This window comes from Pseudomonas silesiensis, assembly GCF_001661075.1.
GTDB classification, from domain to species: Bacteria; Pseudomonadota; Gammaproteobacteria; order Pseudomonadales; family Pseudomonadaceae; genus Aquipseudomonas; species Aquipseudomonas silesiensis.
Map to the genome: position 1 here is coordinate 1,903,662 of NZ_CP014870.1, position 16,806 is coordinate 1,920,467.

Below are 16,806 nucleotides of genomic sequence, written 5' to 3' on the forward strand. Positions count from 1 at the left end.
CGCGTTATCGTTCTTCGCGGGCAAGCCTCGCTCCTACAGGCGAACCAGGCGCTGCGGTGTAACTGTAATACCGCGTTATCGTTCTTCGCCGGCAAGCCTGGCTCCTACAGGGCGGGGCGGAGCTCCCTTGGCCTTTTTGTTTTTTGCTTGCGGGAGGCGCAGGTGATCCACGACACTGTCTGACCTGCGTGAAGCAATTATTTCGTTGTGGAGGCTGCCGTCATGGCCCACGAACTCTATACCCGTACCAACCAGAAGATTTATTTCGCCGGCCTGTCGCTGGAAGCGCTGGCCAAGGCCGAAGAGGGGCGGGCGATGAACTCGCTGGCGCTGATTCAGGCCGGGCGCGAATCGGCGTTGTTTCACCTGTACGGCGCGCTGCTGGGCTTGTGTCATGAAATCGCCGGCTTCTATCGCTTGCCCCAGGCCAATGCGCCGCGGGCAGAGATGCTGCTGACCCGGGAAGTGCTGGAAGCCATCGCCATTCCTGAAATGGCTGAAATGGTCGAGCTGGCACAAAACCCGGAAACCTGGCTGGCCAAGCTGCTGGCCGCCCATGCGGCGCTGTTCCAGCCGCCACGGGCCCCGCACAAGCCAAAAGGCGATGTAACCCAGCCTCTGATCCTGGCCGTTAACCTGGATGAAGAAGAGGCGCCTCAGGAATTGAGCCGGGAAGAGCTGGAAAGCTGGCGTCAGAACCTCAAGGGCCTGGCGATCCGCTTTCGCGAAGGTTTGAACGAGTGCTGAAAAACAGAGTGTCTGGCCAGGTTTCGCTCAGGGAAGTGTGCTGTGGGAAATTTCCCTGAGTGAAGACATCTGGTCAAGATCCCGAGCGAAGCCGGGAAGATGCCTATATAATCCCCGCCTTTCTTGGAGAACTCATCCTTATGCCAACGTCCTTTCTAGAAATTGTCGAGTTACCAGACGGCCGTATCGAGCTGCGCAGGGCCGAGGACGAGGGTTCTCTGGTTACGTTGGATTTCTCCGAGGATGCCAAGGCGTTCCTGCAAGGCCAGCATGTGGAAGTCGCCAAGGCGATGTTGAGCGTCGGCGTTCAGATGGCCGGTCGCCTGGTTGAAGGCGAATTCGAATCGGATCAGGGGAATCGGGTTCTCCATTGATCCCGTCCGTCGATTTATTGCGGATACTTTCACAGATCGGCTTCTCAATCCCTGGAGAAGCCCCGCGCTGCTCAGCGCATCCCCGGTTTTCCAGTTAACCCAGTCGAATATTCAGACTTTGCGCATCCCCGATCCGGGCGGCGCTGATCAACTGTTGCCGTGAGGCTGAGTTCAGCGGGTTGAGCCAGCTGACCACCGTATGGCTGCGGCCCAGGCGCAGGGCTTCACAGGTCAGTTGCTGGGCGCTCTGGGTGCCACGGGGCTGCAGCAGCAGGATGCGTTCGCGATTGAGGCCTGCATCGCGCAGCCAGGCCTGGGTCAGGCTGGCGGGCGGGGCGATCAGGGTCAGCCAGCGAGCGTCCTGGTCCTCGCTCAGTTCCCTGAGGATCGGTGCCAGAAGGTTCAGGCAGTTCCCGGCCGCACCACGCAGCGACAGCTCGCTGAAGACATCCGGTTCGGCACTCCAGGGCGACTCGACTACCTCTTTCAGTGTCGGCGCCAACGGCTGCATCATGAACGCCTCGAACAACGGCAACTGGGCTTGCTGTGGTGTATGTGGGAACTGCATAAAGCCTCCTTTAGCGGCGAATGACGCCGACACTCAAGCCTTCGATCACCAGTTCCTGATCTTTCAGGTTCACTTCGATTGGGGCGAATTCAGGGTTTTCGGCCAGCAGCCAGACTTTGTTGCCGTCGCGCTTGAAGCGCTTCACGGTCACTTCGTCGCCGATCCGCGCGACCACGATCTGGCCGTTGCGGGCTTCACGGGTGGTATGGACGGCCAGCAGGTCGCCATCGAATATGCCCACGTCCTTCATGCTCATGCCATGGACCCGCAGCAGATAGTCGGCGCGGGGATGGAAGAAGGTCGGGTTGATGTTGCAGGACTCTTCGATGTGCTGCTGGGCGAGGATGGGCGCGCCCGCCGCCACGCGTCCGATGATCGGCAGGGTGGATTCGTCGGCCTTGGCTTCGAAACCGGGAATGCGAATGCCGCGGGAAGCGCCGGGCGTCATCTCGATAGCGCCCTTGCGGGCCAGTGCCTTGAGGTGTTCTTCCGCCGCGTTGGGCGACTTGAAACCCAGTTCCTGAGCGATTTCCGCGCGGGTCGGCGGGTAGCCGTTGTCATCCAGGCACCGTTTGATGAAGGCCAGAATTTCTGCTTGGCGTGGCGTCAGCTTTAGCATATTGATCGCTCTGTCTTTTTATACAGTGACTGGGATTATATACAGTAGAACGGTCTTGGCAATGCCCCTTTTTTTGCCCGCCGCCAGACGGTCGATCAACCGGCTGATTAAAGCTTCGCCGATGTATGGTTAAATAGCTGACCGACCATTCCCGAAACGAACCGCCAGGCTTGACAAGGCCGGGGCTGAAACGTATGTTTCAAACAAGTGTTTGTCAGGCGGAGTAGCCATGGCCCAGTCGGAAACCGTTGAACGCATTCTCGATGCTGCCGAGCAATTGTTCGCGGAAAAAGGTTTCGCCGAAACCTCGTTGCGCCTGATCACCAGCAAGGCCGGGGTCAATCTGGCGGCGGTGAATTATCACTTCGGTTCCAAGAAGGCGCTGATCCAGGCGGTCTTCTCGCGCTTTCTCGGCCCGTTCTGCATCAGCCTCGACAAAGAGCTGGAGCGGCGTCAGGCCAAGCCGGAAAACAAGCCGAGCCTCGAAGAACTGCTGGAAATCCTCGTCGAACAAGCCCTGGTGGTGCAGCCCCGCAGTGGCAATGACCTGTCGATCTTCATGCGCTTGCTGGGCCTTGCCTTCAGTCAGAGCCAGGGCCATTTGCGGCGTTACCTGGAAGACATGTACGGCAAGGTGTTTCGCCGCTATATGACCCTGGTCAACGAGGCCGCCCCGCGAATTCCACCGATCGAGCTGTTCTGGCGGGTGCACTTCATGCTCGGTGCCGCGGCGTTCAGCATGTCGGGGATCAAGGCCTTGCGCGCGATCGCCGAGACCGACTTCGGTGTCAACACCTCCATTGAGCAAGTCATGCGGCTGATGGTGCCGTTCCTGGCGGCCGGCATGCGGGCCGAAACCGGCGTGACCGACACGGCCATGGCCACCGCGCAGCTGCGTCCGCGTAGCAAATCGATACCCTTTGCCGCCAAGGTTTGACCCCGCACGGGTGGGCGCGGCAGCGGACATCCGCTAAGCTGGGCGCCCATGCCGACTCTCGTTTTGAACCTGCACCCCATTGTTTTCGCCAACCGGGCTATCACCCGGGGTGACCAATGCGTGCGAGCCGGGTTCATCGTTCTCAAGGAATTTCTATGACTGCTGGCCTGCAAGGCTCGTTGATGGTGGACGTCGCCGGTACCTGGCTGACGGCCGAAGATCGCCAATTGTTGCGTCAACCCGAAGTGGGTGGCCTGATCATTTTTGCGCGCAACATCGAACACCCGCGCCAGGTGCGTGAATTGAGTGCCGCGATCCGCGCCATTCGTCCCGACCTGCTGCTGGCCGTGGACCAGGAGGGCGGTCGGGTGCAACGCCTGCGCCAGGGCTTCGTGCGGCTGCCGGCGATGCGTGCCATTGCCGACAACCCGAATGCCGAATACCTGGCCGAGCAGTGCGGCTGGATCATGGCCACCGAAGTGCTGGCGGTCGGCCTCGACCTGAGCTTCGCCCCGGTGCTGGACCTGGATCACCAGCGCAGCGCCGTGGTCGGCACCCGTTCGTTCGAAGGTGACCCGGAGCGCGCGGCCTTGCTGGCCGGTGCCTTCATCCGTGGCATGAACAGCGCCGGCATGGCGGCCACCGGCAAGCACTTCCCCGGCCACGGCTGGGCCGAGGCCGATTCCCACGTTGCCATCCCCAACGATGAGCGTAGCCTCGATGACATTCGCGCCAATGACCTGGTGCCGTTCGCCCGCTTGAGCAAGCAGCTGGCCGCCGTCATGCCGGCCCACGTCATTTACCCGCAGGTCGATGCCCAGCCTGCCGGTTTCTCCCGCCGCTGGTTGCAGGACATCCTGCGCGGCGAGTTGCAATTCGACGGTGTGATCTTCAGTGACGACCTGTCGATGGCGGGGGCCCATGTGGTCGGCGATGCCGCCAGTCGTATCGAAGCGGCGCTGACGGCCGGTTGCGACATGGGCCTGGTGTGCAACGACCGCGCCGCCGCCGAGCTCGCGCTGAGCGCCGCCCAGCGCCTGAAAGTCAAACCGTCGCCACGCATTGCGCGCATGCGCGGCCAAGCCTTCGCCAACATTGAATACCGTCAGGACCCGCGCTGGCTGGCAGCTGTCGGCGCGCTCAAAGAAGCTCAACTGATTGATTGAGGACTAGCCATGACGGTTTACGCGATTATCGGTGGCAGCGGCCTGACCCGGCTCGAAGGCCTGGACATTCGCCAGTCACTGGCGGTGGATACGCCCTACGGTGCGCCGTCGGCCGAGGTACAGATCGGTGAGTATGCCGGCAAGGAAGTGCTGTTCCTCGCGCGCCATGGTCATCCGCACCGTATCCCGCCGCATCGGGTGAACTATCGCGCCAATCTCTGGGCGCTGAAGCAGGCCGGAGCCGAGGCGATTCTCGCGGTCAATGCCGTGGGCGGGATTCATCCGGCGATGGTGACCGGTCATTTCTGCGTCCCGCATCAATTGATCGACTACACCAGTGGTCGCGAACACACCTGTTTCGCCGATAACCTGGAGCAGGTGACCCATATCGACTTCAGCAACCCCTACAGCGAGCCGCTGCGTCAGCAGTTGATTGCGGCGTTGGCGGCGGAAGGCGTTGGTTATAGCGGTCAGGGCGTGTACGCCTGCACCCAGGGGCCACGCCTGGAAACCGCCGCGGAAATCGCCAGGCTGGAGCGCGACGGCTGCGACATCGTCGGCATGACCGGCATGCCGGAAGCGGCACTGGCCCGGGAGCTGGAGCTGGATTACGCCTGCCTGGCGCTGGTGGTGAACCCGGCGGCGGGCAAGTCGGCGGCGGTGATCAGCATGGCCGAGATCGAGCAGGCGTTGCGGGACGGGATGGGCAAGGTTACATCGACGCTGGCGCGGGTGCTCAAGGGCTGAGCCTGGCGCTAGACCCGGTTGACCCCATCGCGGGCAAGCCCGCTCCCACAGGATTCGGCGGTGTTCACACAAATGGTGATAACACCGCACCTCCCTGTGGGAGCGGGCTTGCCCGCGAAAGCAATCTGACTGGCGCCGCCGACCTCAGCGCTTCTCCAGCTTCTCCGGCAACGGCGCAAACAGCGCTTCAATATCATCACTCTGCAACTTCCAGTCCCCGGCCTTGCGCCCATCCAGCACGCCGGCCGCGAGGTCGGATTTTTCTTTTTGCAGGTGCTGAATCTTCTCCTCCACCGTGCCCCGGGCAATCAGCTTGTAGACGAATACCGGTTTCTCCTGGCCAATGCGGTACGCACGGTCGGTCGCTTGGTTTTCCGTGGCCGGGTTCCACCAGGGATCGTAGTGGATCACGGTGTCCGCTTCGGTCAGGTTCAGGCCAACGCCGCCGGCCTTCAGGCTGATCAGAAAGATCTGACGCTTGCCGCTCTGGAAGTCCTTCACCGGCGTGCGGCGGTCGCGGGTCTGGCCGGTCAGCAGGGCGTAGGCGACACCGCGTTTGGTCAGCTCGTCCTCGATCAGCGACAGCATTGAAGTGAACTGCGAAAACAGCAACACCCGCCGTCCTTCCTCGAACAGCTCCTCGAGCATTTCCATCAGGCTGTCGAGCTTGCCTGAGGTGCTGCCGCGCGCGGGCAGGGTCGCTTCGTTGACCAGGCGCAGATCGCAGCATACCTGGCGCAGCTTGAGCAGCGCCTCGAGGATGATGATCTGGCTGCGGGCCACCCCCTTGCGGGTAATCTCGTCGCGGACTTTCTTGTCCATCGCCAGGCGCATGGCTTCATACACATCGCGCTGGGCTTCGTTGAGCTCAACCCAGTGGATGATCTCGGTTTTCGGCGGCAACTCGGTGGCCACCTGTTCCTTGGTCCTGCGCAACAGGAAGGGTTTGATCCGGCCATTGAGATGCTGCAGCCTGACTTCGCTGCCGCGCTTTTCAATCGGTACGCGGTAATCGCGGTTGAAGCTTTTCACGTCGCCGAGCCAGCCCGGCAACAGGAAGTGAAACAGTGACCACAGCTCGCCCAGGTGATTTTCCAGGGGCGTGCCACTCAGGCACAGGCGCTGGCGCGCATTCAGCTCGCGCGCGGCCTGGGCGGCCTTGCTGTTGGGGTTCTTGATGTACTGCGCCTCATCCAGCACCAGTACGTGCAACGGCTGCGCCGCCAGCCGCTCGACGTCCTTGGGCAGCAGTGCGTAGGTGGTGAGGATCAGGTCGTAATCGGCCAACTGGTCGAAGTGCTTTTTGCGACTGGCGCCGTACAGCGCCAGCACCTTGAGTTGCGGCGTGAAGTGCGCCGCTTCATCGAGCCAGTTGGGAATCAGGCTGGTGGGCATCACCACCATGCACGGCCGATCCAGGCGCCCGGCGTTCTTCTCGCTGAGAATGTGCGCCAGGGTCTGCAGGGTTTTGCCCAGCCCCATGTCGTCCGCGAGAATTCCGCCGACTTCCAGCTGGCGCAACGACTGCATCCAGCTCAGGCCTTCCAGCTGGTACGGCCGCAAGGTGGCGTTCAGGTCTTCGGGGGCGGTCGCGGTGTGATCCTTGATGTCCCGCAGGCGCTGGGCAAAGGTGCGGATCTGTTCGCCGCCTTCCCACAGCAGCGGCAGGTCTTCCAGCGGATTCAGGCGCGTGGCGTCAGCCTTGCTCAGGCGCAGGGTGGTCTCGCCGGGCTCTTGCAGGTAGAACTCGCCGAGGGTCGCCAGCACCGGTTTCAAGCGGCCGAAGGGCAGGGCGACTTGCAACGGCCCATGTTCGGAGTTGGGGCGATTGGGGATGTTCACCAGGATCAACTCGTCGTCGCGCCGTCGCGCCAGGCGCTCGGGGTTGAGGATCTCGGTGTGGGAGCGCATCAGGTTCAACAGGATCGGCAGCAGGCTCAGGCGTTCACCGTTGACGATGATCCCCAGTTCCAGGTCGAACCAGTCACGTTCCGGTGCCTGTTCGACCGTGGCGTACCAGTCGTCCACCGCGGTCAGGTCGAAACCGAAGTCCTCGTCGATCTGCAACTCCCAGCCCTGGGTGCGCAGCTTCGGCAGCTCATTGAGGGTGAAAGTCAGCCAGGCGCTGTCGTTGACCATCTCGAACAGCTCGCCGGCGCTTTCCGGCAAGGCCTTGCTTTGCCGGGTGGCGACCTTGAAGCCGAGGATTCGCAACTGTTCCCTGTAGGATTGTTCGATTTCCGGGTGACGTTTTATCCGCAGTGTCTGGGTTTCCTGGCGAATCAGCACGTCGGCGTTCTTCTGCCCGCTGACGTATTCATCCAGGTAGCCGAACGACAGGGCGGCGCGATGCTGGATGTAGCGCTGCATCTTGCCGTTGCGCGGTTCGAAGGCGCTGAACTCGACGCTCGCCAGCCACAGGCGCGGCACCGGTTGCACGTTGTCCACCAGCACTTGCGGCGCTTTCGGGCTGCGGTTTTCCAGCACCGCCTGGAGTTTTTCCAGCAGTTCGGCGTCTTTGGCGGCGGCCGGGTAGGCGAGGGTTTCCTGCACTTGCAACAGCACCGCTGCGCAGTGTTTGCAGTTGCTGTGGACCGGGCACGAGCAGTGCGCGTCGATCATCAGCAAGGTGCCTTTGGCCGACTCGCGCAGGCGAATGGTCTGACGGTAAACGTTACCGCCAGAGCCTTCGCAGGCGGCAACGATGGTGGCGTCGCCGGCCTCGACTATCCTGACGCGATTTTCCAGTGCGTAGCGGCGGCCACGCTCCAGGCTCTGTTCCTTGAATCGGCTGACCCAGGAAGGTGCCAGGGGTTTGCTCAGGGTCGGGGACATAAGGACGTCGATCAGTCCGGAATTTCATCGGGGACTGGCCGAGGCGCAGGGGCGGTCAGCGAGGTGATCTTGATCAGCAGGCCGAGGTGGCCGTTGTCGAGGAAATTCAGCTGGCCGTTTTTTGTGTGGCTTTCCTGCTTCAGGCGTTCGCTGGCGGTGACCATGCCGTTGGCGTCGATCTGGTTGACCCAGAAATCTGCGTCGACGTCGGTAAAGCGGCCCAGTTTCAGGCTCAGCGTGCCCTCGATCGGGAACTGGCCGAACTGTTCCGCCCCGTCGCTGATCGCGACTTTGGTGGCTTCTTCGCCGAGGTTTTGCTGCCACGCCTTGTGCAGCAACACCGTGTAGTCGTTGCTGGCGGTGAGCTTGTCCACTTCGGGATTGAGGCTCGGCGTGCGAAAGCTCTCGGGGTCGATGCGCTGGGCGCCGGCCGCCCAGTCTTCCGGCGCGGCTTTGCTGACAATGGCAGGCACGGCGTTTTGCCGCACCAGGATCATTTCGACCTGATACAGATCATCGGCAAATGCCGTCGGGATGACCAGGGTCATCAGCAAGGTCAGTGTGTAGAACAGGCGCATGCGGCGTCCTTCAAGCAGTTTTCGGAATGAGGCGCTCGAACAGCGCCTCTACAGTATTAAAGCGCTCTTCCGGGCGCTCCATCGGCACCTGGAATTTAAACATCGTCGCGCCTTCGAATTTGTAGCGTTTGGGCTGGCTCTGGATCAGCTTGATCAGGGTCAGCGGGTCGACCGGGGTTTGGGTGGCAAACTCGATCCGGCCGCCTTGCGGGCCGCCGTCGACTTTCTTGATGCCCAGCAACTCGGCCTGCAATTTCAGCGCGGTGATGCGCATCAGGTTCTTGGTCGGTTCCGGCAACAGGCCGAAACGGTCGATCATCTCCACTTGCAGGTCCTTGAGGCCATCCTCATCGGTGGCCGAGGCGATGCGTTTGTACAGGATCAGTCGCGCGTGCACGTCCGGCAGATAGTCTTCGGGAATCAACGCCGGTACCCGCAGATTGACTTCCGGACCACCGCCCAGCGGCTGATCGAGGTTGGGTTGTTCGCCCTTGCGGATCGACTTCACCGCGCGCTCGAGCATTTCCATGTACAGGGTGAAGCCGACGGCCTGGATCTGCCCGCTCTGCCCGTCGCCAAGCAGTTCGCCGGCGCCCCGGATTTCCAGGTCGTTGGTGGCGAGCACGAAGCCCGCGCCCAGGTCCTGGGTGTTGGCGATCGCCTCCAGGCGCTTTTCCGCGTCGGGAGTGATCTGCTGGCGCGGCGGGGTCAGCAGGTAGGCGTAGGCCTGGTGGTGACTGCGACCGACCCGGCCGCGCAACTGGTGCAGCTGCGCCAGGCCGAACTTGTCGGCCCGCTCGATGATGATGGTGTTGGCGCTCGGCACGTCGATGCCGGTCTCGATGATGGTCGAGGCGATCAGCACGTTGAAGCGCTTGTGGTAGAAGTCGCTCATTACCTGTTCGAGATCGCGTTCGCGCATCTGCCCGTGGCCGATGCCGATCCGCGCTTCCGGCACCAGTTCGGCGAGGTCGGCGGCGCATTTCTCGATGGTCTTCACGTCGTTGTGCAGGTAATAGACCTGGCCGCCACGCAGCAACTCACGCAGCAGGGCCTCCTTGACCGTGCTTTTGTTCTGCTCCATGACGAAGGTCCGCACCGACAGGCGACGGGCCGGCGGCGTGGCGATGATCGACAGGTCGCGCATGCCCGACACCGCCATGTTCAGCGTGCGCGGAATCGGCGTGGCGGTCAGGGTAAGGATGTCGACTTCACTGCGCAGGGCCTTGAGCTGTTCCTTCTGGCGCACACCGAAGCGGTGCTCTTCGTCGATGATCACCAGCCCGAGGTTTTTGATCTTCACATCGTCGGACAGCAGTTTGTGGGTGCCGATGACGATGTCGATCTTGCCTTCGGCCAGGTCGGCAACCGCGGCGTTGACTTCCTTGGTCGACTTGAAGCGGCTCATCACTTCCACGGTCACCGGCCAGTCGGCGAAGCGGTCGCGGAAGCTGTTGTAGTGTTGCTGGGCGAGCAGGGTGGTGGGCACCAGGATCGCCACCTGACGACCGCCGTGCACCGCGATGAAGGCGGCGCGCATCGCCACTTCGGTCTTGCCGAAACCGACGTCGCCGCAGACCAGGCGATCCATCGGCTTGGGCGCGAGCATGTCGCTGCGCACCGCCTCGATGGTGGTTTGCTGGTCCGGAGTTTCTTCGAACGGGAAGCCGGCGCTGAAGGTCGCGTAATCGGCTTTCGGGTCTTCGAAGGCATACCCTTCGCGGGCGGCGCGGCGGGCATAGATGTCGAGCAGTTCGGCGGCCACGTCGCGCACCTGTTCGGCGGCTTTGCGCTTGGCTTTCTGCCAGGTTTCGGAACCGAGGCGGTGCAGCGGGGCCAGGGCATCGTCGCTGCCAGTGTAGCGGGCGATCAGGTGCAGGTTGGCCACCGGCACGTACAGCTTGGCGTTTTCGGCGTATTCGAGGGTCAGGAATTCCGCGGCCTGGCTGTCGATCTCGAGAATGGTCAGGCCCAGGTAACGTCCGACGCCGTGGTCGATGTGCACCACCGGTGCGCCTTCGCGCAGTTCGGTGAGGTTCTTGATCACCGCATCGTTGTTGGCATCGGCGCGTTTTTCGCGACGCCGGCGCTGCATCACGCGCTGGCCGAACAACGGGCTTTCGGCGACCAGGGCCAGGGCCGGGTCGTCGAGCACCAGGCCTTCGTCGAGTGGCGCGATGGTGATCGCCAGGCGCTCTTTGCTGGCGACAAAGTCCGGCCAGCTGTCGACGGTTTTCGGGCGAAGCTTCAGGCGCTCGAGCAATTCCAGCAGCACTTCGCGACGGCCCGCGGACTCGGCGGTGAACAGCACGCGCCCGGGGAACTCGTCGAGGAAACCCGCCAGGGCCGCCAGCGGTTGGCTAGCCTTGGCTTCGATGGCCAGGTTCGGCAGTTCGCGAGCGGGGAAGCGTTCGCGGCCGACGCCGGTTTCCACGTCCTGTTGGCTGGCGACCACCCGCGGCCAGGCCTTCAGGCGCGCAAAGCAGTCTTCCACCGGCAGGAACAGCTCGGCGGGGGGCAATAAAGGACGTGCCGGATCGACGCGACGCTCTTCGTAACGATTGCGCACGTCGTTCCAGAAGTTTTCCGCCGCCTGCTCGATGCCCGGCAGGGAGAACACTTGCGTGTCCTGGGGCAGGTAATCGAACAGCGTCGAGGTTTCGTCGAAGAACAACGGCAGGTAATACTCGATACCGGCCGGGGTGATCCCGCTGCTCAGGTCCTGAAAGATCGGGCAGCGCCGGAAGTCGACATCGAAGCGCTCGCGGAACCGCGCCTTGAAGCGCGTGACCGCATCCTTTTGCAGCGGAAACTCTCGCGCCGGCAACAGACGAACGGTGTCCACCTTGTCGATGGAGCGCTGGTTTTCCGGATCGAAGGTGCGCAGGGTCTCGATTTCGTCGTCGAACAGGTCGATGCGATAGGGCAGTTTGCTGCCCATCGGGAACAGGTCGATCAGCGAGCCGCGCACGGTGAATTCGCCGTGCTCGTACACCGTGTCGACGTAGCGATAGCCGCTGGCCTCGAGCCGGGTACGCATCTGCTCGACGTCGAGTTTCTGGCCGATGTCCAGCACCAGGCTGCTGCCGAGCAGGAATCGCGTCGGCGCCAGGCGATGCAGGGCCGTGGTGATCGGCACCACCAGCACGCCATGACTCAGCTCCGGCAGCCGGTACAGGGCGGCGATGCGCTGGGAAATGATGTCCTGGTGTGGCGAGAACAGGTCGTAGGGCAGGGTTTCCCAGTCCGGGAAATGCAGCACGGGCAAATCCGGGGCGAAGAAGCCCAGCTCCTGTTCCAGCCGTTCGGCACTTTGGCTGTCGGCGGTCACGAGCAGGGTAAAGCGCTTGGCTGCGCTGGCAGCCTCGGCAATGGCCAGGCTCAGGGCGGCACCGGGCAGGTTGCCCCAGTGCTGTTTACCTGCCGCGGCAGGGAGAAGCGGTAGACGCAGAACGGGCACGGAAGGTTGAGCTCCAAGCGTTGCGACAAAGTCGGTAATTGTAACGGTCCCGGGTGCCGCCTGTCAGTTGCAGACTGTGTCTATTCCTCAACAGGGACAAATGTAGTGGTAAAGACAAAATCGGGCCGTTTTTGAGGAAAAATGACGGATTATGTAGTGGCAAAACGAACCAGTGTTACGGATGGTTACGGATAAGGCAGCGCTGTCTCCAAAATTTTGACTCGGCTGCAGGCCACGGTTTTACTGGGTTTCGGCGCGACGTGATTTTTTTGATGGGAAAGTTGTTACTGGTTGCGCGACAGGCGCGCATTGCTACGGGGGCCACTCGGCGGCATAATGTAGCCCCTTTTTTCTGCCCCTACATGTGGAAGGTTACCGTGACTCAGAAGCCCGACCAGTGTCTTGGTGAATGGATCGACCGTGAAGCACTCGCAGAAGCGATGATTCCGCTTATCGGTCAGCTCTACCGCAATAACAACGTGGTGAGCTCGATCTATGGCCGCAGTCTGATCAACCAGTCTGTCATCGCGATTCTCAAAGCTCACCGCTTTGCTCGCCATCGCCAGTCCGATGACAGCGAATTGTCCGTCCACGAAACATTCCCGCTGATCAAGGCGATGAGCGAGCTCAAGCTGGGCGCCGCATCGGTCGACCTGGGCAAGCTTGCAGTCAAGTTCAAGGCCGAAGGCAATGGCCGCAGCGCCGAAGACTTCGTCCGTGACGAGCTGGCCGATGTGGTCGGCAAGCAAAATGGTTCCGGCCGCACCGGTACCGACGTTGTCCTGTACGGCTTCGGTCGTATCGGCCGTCTGCTGGCGCGTATCCTGATCGAGAAAACCGGTGGTGGCGACGGCCTGCGTCTGCGCGCCATCGTGGTCCGCAAGGGCGCCGAGAACGATCTGGTCAAGCGTGCCAGCCTGCTGCGTCGCGACTCGGTGCACGGTTCGTTCAATGGCACCATCACCATTGATGAAGCCAACAACACCATCACCGCCAACGGCAACCTGATCCAGGTTATCTACGCGAAAAACCCGACTGAAGTGGATTACACCCAGTACGGCATCAAAAATGCGCTGCTGGTGGACAACACCGGTGTATGGCGTGACGCCGATGGCCTGGGCCAGCATCTGACTTGCCCGGGTATCGACCGCGTTGTTCTGACCGCGCCTGGCAAAGGCAAGCTGAAGAACATCGTTCACGGTATCAACCACGGTGAAATCACCGCTGACGACAAGATCGTGTCCGCCGCTTCCTGCACCACCAACGCCATCGTGCCGGTGCTGAAGGCTGTGAACGACAAGTTCGGCATCATCAACGGTCACGTCGAAACGGTTCACTCGTACACCAACGACCAGAACCTGATCGACAACTTCCACAAGGGCGATCGCCGTGGCCGTAGCGCCGCGCTGAACATGGTAATCACCGAGACCGGTGCTGCCACCGCTGCCGCCAAGGCCCTGCCTGAGCTGGCCGGCAAGCTGACCGGTAACGCGATCCGCGTTCCGACGCCAAACGTGTCGATGGCCATTCTCAACCTGAACCTTGAGAAAGGCGCCACCCGTGAAGAGATGAACGAGTACCTGCGCTACATGGCGCTGCACTCCGATCTGCACAAGCAAATCGACTACGTCAATTCGCAGGAAGTGGTGTCCACCGACTTCGTTGGCTCGCGCCACGCAGGCGTGGTGGACGCTGAAGCGACCATCGTTCAGGATAACCGCGTTGTGCTGTACGTCTGGTACGACAACGAGTTCGGTTACAGCTGCCAGGTGGTGCGTGTGATGGAAGACATGGCCGGGGTTAACCCGCCAGCGTTTCCACGCTAAGCACTAGCTGCACATGAAAACGCCCCGGCTTTGGTCGGGGCGTTTTTGTTTGTGGGGTTTAAGCGGGTGCAGATGTGGTGCGTGCGCGGGCCTCTTCGCGAGCAAGCCCGCTCCCACAGGGTTTTGTGGTGTAAATGCGATAGTGTTCACACCAAACATCCACTCTGGGAGCGAGCTTGCTCGCGATGAGGGACTGTCCGCTTTCGCCGGCAAGCCGGTCTCGCTCCCACAGTTTCTATCGCATAATGGCTGGCCTTGGCGTTGTGTCAGGGGATTTTTCAGGGGATGCAGATTTGTTGAAGTGGCGGATTTGCGGTCTTGTGGTCCTGACTGGCGCGTTATCCGGCTGCGGCAACAGCGATTCCATGGAAAGCATCAGCGGCCCGACCATGGGCAGCACTTACTCGATCACCTATCTGCGCCAAACCGGTCTACCGGCGCCGGCTGAAGTCCGGGTCGAGGTGGAAAAGATCCTCGCGCAAGTCGATCAGCAAATGTCGACCTACCGCAGCGACTCCGCCATCGAGCGCTTCAACGCGCTCCCCGCCAACCGCTGTCAGACAATGCCCGCGCCGATCCTCAAGCTGGTCCGTGTCGCCGAGCAACTGTCGGAACAAAGCGAAGGGTCCTACGACCTGACGGTAGAACCCTTGCTCAATCTCTGGGGTTTCGGCCCGCAAGGCCGTGGGGAAAAAGTCCCTTCCGCCCAGGCGCTGGCCGAGGTGCGTCAACGCGTCGGTTACCAGCATCTGCGCGTCGAAAGCGATCAGCTGTGCAAGGACGCGGCGGTCGAAGTCGACTTCAACAGCCTCGCCGCCGGCTATGCCGTCGACACCATTGCCGCCCGGCTCGAGGCGATGGGGATCCACAATTACCTCGCCGAGGCCACCGGCGAGCTCAAGGCGGCCGGCAGGAAACTCGATGGCTCGCCCTGGCGCATCGCGCTTGAAGAGCCGCGGGATGATCGGCAAGTCGCGCAACGCATCCTGGCGGTCGACGGCTACAGCGTTTCCACGTCCGGTGATTACCGCAATTATTTCCAGCAGGACGGCCAGCGCTATTCCCACACCTTCGACGCCCGCACGGGGGCACCGGTCTCACACACCCTGGCGTCGGTCACGGTGATTCATCCTTCAGCGTTGATGGCCGATGGCTTGTCCACCCTGTTGCTGATTCTCGGCCCGGTACGGGGTTGGGACTACGCCGAACAACAGGATATCGGCGCATTCTTTGTGATTCGTGCCGATAACGGTTTCGTCATACGAACCAATCAGGCTTTCGAACGCCTGAGCGGTGCCAAGGCCGAGTGATGACGGCGCTTGAGCCATTGAAAACTGGCGTTGTAGTGCAGGCAAAAGTAGCCTACGACGCGACCAAGGGTTAATGTGCCCGGCGTTGACGCTTCTATAGACTGTGTCCCGGGTTCTGCACTGGCCCCAAATTGTTCCTTCACGCCACAGATCGGCGTGATTTAGCCGCAGGTGCCGAGGGCGCCGCGGCCTGTTCTGAGGAGTACGCATGGCTGTCTACAACTACGACGTGGTGGTACTGGGTTCCGGCCCGGCGGGAGAAGGCGCGGCAATGAATGCCGCCAAGGCAGGGCGCAAGGTGGCGATGGTCGATAGCCGTCGCCAGGTCGGCGGCAACTGCACCCACCTGGGTACCATCCCGTCCAAGGCACTGCGTCACTCGGTCCGGCAGATCATGCAGTTCAACACCAACCCGATGTTCCGGGCCATTGGTGAACCGCGCTGGTTCTCGTTCCCGGACGTGTTGAAAAGCGCCGAGAAAGTCATTTCCAAACAAGTCGCTTCGCGCACCGGCTACTACGCCCGTAACCGCGTCGACGTGTTCTTCGGCACCGGCAGCTTCGCCGACGAGCAAACCATCGAAGTGGTCTGCGCCAACGGCGTGGTCGAGAAACTGGTGGCCAAGCACATCATCATCGCCACCGGCTCGCGTCCGTATCGTCCGGCGGACATCGATTTCCACCACCCGCGCATCTACGATAGCGACACCATCCTCAGCCTCGGCCACACCCCGCGCAAACTCATCGTTTACGGCGCCGGCGTGATCGGTTGCGAATACGCCTCGATCTTCAGCGGCCTTGGGGTACTGGTCGAGCTGGTGGACAACCGCGGTCAATTGCTGAGCTTCCTCGACTCGGAAATCTCCCAGGCCCTGAGCTACCACTTCAGCAACAACAACATCACCGTTCGCCACAACGAAGAATACGACCGCGTCGAAGGCGTGGACAGCGGCGTGATCCTGCACCTCAAGTCCGGCAAGAAGATCAAGGCCGACGCCTTGCTCTGGTGCAACGGCCGTACCGGCAACACCGATCAGTTGGGTCTGGAAAATGTTGGCGTGAAGGTCAACAGCCGTGGCCAGATCGAAGTCGACGAGGCCTACCGCACCTGCAAGCCGAACATCTACGGCGCCGGTGACGTGATCGGTTGGCCGAGCCTGGCCAGTGCCGCGCACGACCAGGGTCGTTCGGCCGCGGGCAGCATCGTCGACAACCATAGCTGGCGCTTCGTCAACGACGTGCCGACCGGGATCTACACCATTCCGGAGATCAGCTCGATCGGCAAGAACGAGCAGGAGCTGACCCAGGCCAAGGTGCCGTACGAAGTGGGCAAGGCGTTCTTCAAGGGCATGGCGCGGGCACAGATCGCCGGCGAGCCCCAGGGCATGCTGAAGATCCTGTTCCACCGCGAGACCCTGGAAGTACTGGGCGTGCACTGCTTCGGTTATCAGGCGTCGGAGATCGTGCACATCGGCCAGGCGATCATGAACCAGCCGGGCGATCTCAATACCCTGAAGTACTTCGTCAACACCACGTTCAACTACCCGACCATGGCCGAAGCCTATCGGGTAGCCGCCTACGATGGCCTCAACCGGCTTTTTTGAGCGGCTCCGGCCGGTGGCCTGAGCCGGCCGGGGAGA

13 protein-coding genes are annotated in these 16,806 nt (G+C 61.9%); 8 read left to right on the plus strand and 5 right to left on the minus strand.

Features of this window, described 5'->3' with window-relative positions:
• The first annotated feature begins 222 nt into the window (after positions 1-222).
• Together PMA3_RS08625 and PMA3_RS08630 are read left to right on the plus strand one after the other, a co-directional pair.
• On the plus strand, positions 223-747 hold the full coding sequence (locus PMA3_RS08625) for a DUF6586 family protein (protein WP_064676761.1): 525 nt from the start codon (positions 223-225) through the stop codon (positions 745-747).
• A 140-nt stretch (positions 748-887) separates the two neighbouring features.
• On the plus strand, positions 888-1,121 hold the full coding sequence (locus PMA3_RS08630; protein ID WP_064676762.1) for a hypothetical protein: 234 nt from the start codon (positions 888-890) through the stop codon (positions 1,119-1,121).
• Between the two features lie 94 nt (positions 1,122-1,215).
• Here PMA3_RS08630 and sulA read toward each other — a convergent pair whose 3' ends face one another.
• A complete protein-coding gene (gene sulA, locus PMA3_RS08635; protein WP_064676763.1) occupies positions 1,216-1,689 on the minus strand; it encodes an SOS-induced cell division inhibitor SulA in 474 nt (157 codons plus the stop codon).
• A 10-nt stretch (positions 1,690-1,699) separates the two neighbouring features.
• Complete coding sequence (gene lexA, locus PMA3_RS08640) at positions 1,700-2,308, minus strand: transcriptional repressor LexA (protein ID WP_064676764.1); 609 nt, start codon at positions 2,306-2,308, stop codon at positions 1,700-1,702.
• A gap of 229 nt (positions 2,309-2,537) precedes the next feature.
• On the opposite strand from lexA, the gene psrA reads away from it, so the two are divergent.
• From psrA to PMA3_RS08655, 3 genes are all read left to right on the plus strand, one after another.
• Positions 2,538-3,245 (plus strand): transcriptional regulator PsrA, encoded by a 708-nt coding sequence (gene psrA / locus PMA3_RS08645; protein ID WP_064676765.1) that lies wholly within the window; start codon positions 2,538-2,540, stop codon positions 3,243-3,245.
• A gap of 167 nt (positions 3,246-3,412) precedes the next feature.
• Positions 3,413-4,411: a beta-N-acetylhexosaminidase gene (gene nagZ / locus PMA3_RS08650; RefSeq protein ID WP_191637803.1), complete on the plus strand. Its 999-nt coding sequence runs from the start codon at positions 3,413-3,415 to the stop codon at positions 4,409-4,411.
• 9 nt (positions 4,412-4,420) lie between these two features.
• Positions 4,421-5,158: an S-methyl-5'-thioinosine phosphorylase gene (locus tag PMA3_RS08655; RefSeq protein WP_064676767.1), complete on the plus strand. Its 738-nt coding sequence runs from the start codon at positions 4,421-4,423 to the stop codon at positions 5,156-5,158.
• A 144-nt stretch (positions 5,159-5,302) separates the two neighbouring features.
• Here the strand turns inward: PMA3_RS08655 and PMA3_RS08660 are convergent, their stop codons facing one another.
• The 3 genes from PMA3_RS08660 to mfd are packed head-to-tail and all read right to left on the minus strand — an operon-like array spanning position 5,303 to position 12,031.
• Positions 5,303-7,993 carry a DEAD/DEAH box helicase gene (locus PMA3_RS08660; protein WP_064676768.1) on the minus strand — a complete coding sequence of 897 codons (2,691 nt, stop codon included), beginning with the start codon at positions 7,991-7,993 and terminating at the stop codon, positions 5,303-5,305.
• Positions 7,994-8,004: 11 nt separating this feature from the next.
• Complete coding sequence (locus PMA3_RS08665; RefSeq protein WP_064676769.1) at positions 8,005-8,571, minus strand: CsiV family protein; 567 nt, start codon at positions 8,569-8,571, stop codon at positions 8,005-8,007.
• 10 nt (positions 8,572-8,581) lie between these two features.
• On the minus strand, positions 8,582-12,031 hold the full coding sequence (gene mfd, locus PMA3_RS08670; RefSeq protein WP_064676770.1) for a transcription-repair coupling factor: 3,450 nt from the start codon (positions 12,029-12,031) through the stop codon (positions 8,582-8,584).
• A gap of 362 nt (positions 12,032-12,393) precedes the next feature.
• On the opposite strand from mfd, the gene PMA3_RS08675 reads away from it, so the two are divergent.
• From PMA3_RS08675 to sthA, 3 genes are all read left to right on the plus strand, one after another.
• Positions 12,394-13,857 carry a glyceraldehyde-3-phosphate dehydrogenase gene (locus PMA3_RS08675; RefSeq protein ID WP_064676771.1) on the plus strand — a complete coding sequence of 488 codons (1,464 nt, stop codon included), beginning with the start codon at positions 12,394-12,396 and terminating at the stop codon, positions 13,855-13,857.
• Positions 13,858-14,222: 365 nt separating this feature from the next.
• Complete coding sequence (locus PMA3_RS08680) at positions 14,223-15,167, plus strand: FAD:protein FMN transferase (protein WP_064680641.1); 945 nt, start codon at positions 14,223-14,225, stop codon at positions 15,165-15,167.
• A 208-nt stretch (positions 15,168-15,375) separates the two neighbouring features.
• Positions 15,376-16,770, plus strand: coding sequence for a Si-specific NAD(P)(+) transhydrogenase (gene sthA, locus PMA3_RS08685; RefSeq protein ID WP_064676772.1), 1,395 nt, complete (start codon positions 15,376-15,378; stop codon positions 16,768-16,770).
• Positions 16,771-16,806: the final 36 nt, after the last annotated feature.

Bases quoted from the DNA above. Each gene is read 5' to 3' on its own strand.
- lexA (WP_064676764.1), bottom strand. From the start codon at position 2,308: ATGCTAAAGCTGACGCCACGCCAAGCAGAAATTCTGGCCTTCATCAAA.
- psrA (WP_064676765.1), top strand. From the start codon at position 2,538: ATGGCCCAGTCGGAAACCGTTGAACGCATTCTCGATGCTGCCGAGCAA.
- PMA3_RS08625 (WP_064676761.1), top strand. From the start codon at position 223: ATGGCCCACGAACTCTATACCCGTACCAACCAGAAGATTTATTTCGCC.
- PMA3_RS08675 (WP_064676771.1), top strand. From the start codon at position 12,394: ATGTGGAAGGTTACCGTGACTCAGAAGCCCGACCAGTGTCTTGGTGAA.
- sthA (WP_064676772.1), top strand. From the start codon at position 15,376: ATGGCTGTCTACAACTACGACGTGGTGGTACTGGGTTCCGGCCCGGCG.
- PMA3_RS08655 (WP_064676767.1), top strand. From the start codon at position 4,421: ATGACGGTTTACGCGATTATCGGTGGCAGCGGCCTGACCCGGCTCGAA.
- PMA3_RS08665 (WP_064676769.1), bottom strand. From the start codon at position 8,571: ATGCGCCTGTTCTACACACTGACCTTGCTGATGACCCTGGTCATCCCG.
- PMA3_RS08630 (WP_064676762.1), top strand. From the start codon at position 888: ATGCCAACGTCCTTTCTAGAAATTGTCGAGTTACCAGACGGCCGTATC.
- PMA3_RS08660 (WP_064676768.1), bottom strand. From the start codon at position 7,993: ATGTCCCCGACCCTGAGCAAACCCCTGGCACCTTCCTGGGTCAGCCGA.
- PMA3_RS08680 (WP_064680641.1), top strand. From the start codon at position 14,223: ATGGAAAGCATCAGCGGCCCGACCATGGGCAGCACTTACTCGATCACC.
- sulA (WP_064676763.1), bottom strand. From the start codon at position 1,689: ATGCAGTTCCCACATACACCACAGCAAGCCCAGTTGCCGTTGTTCGAG.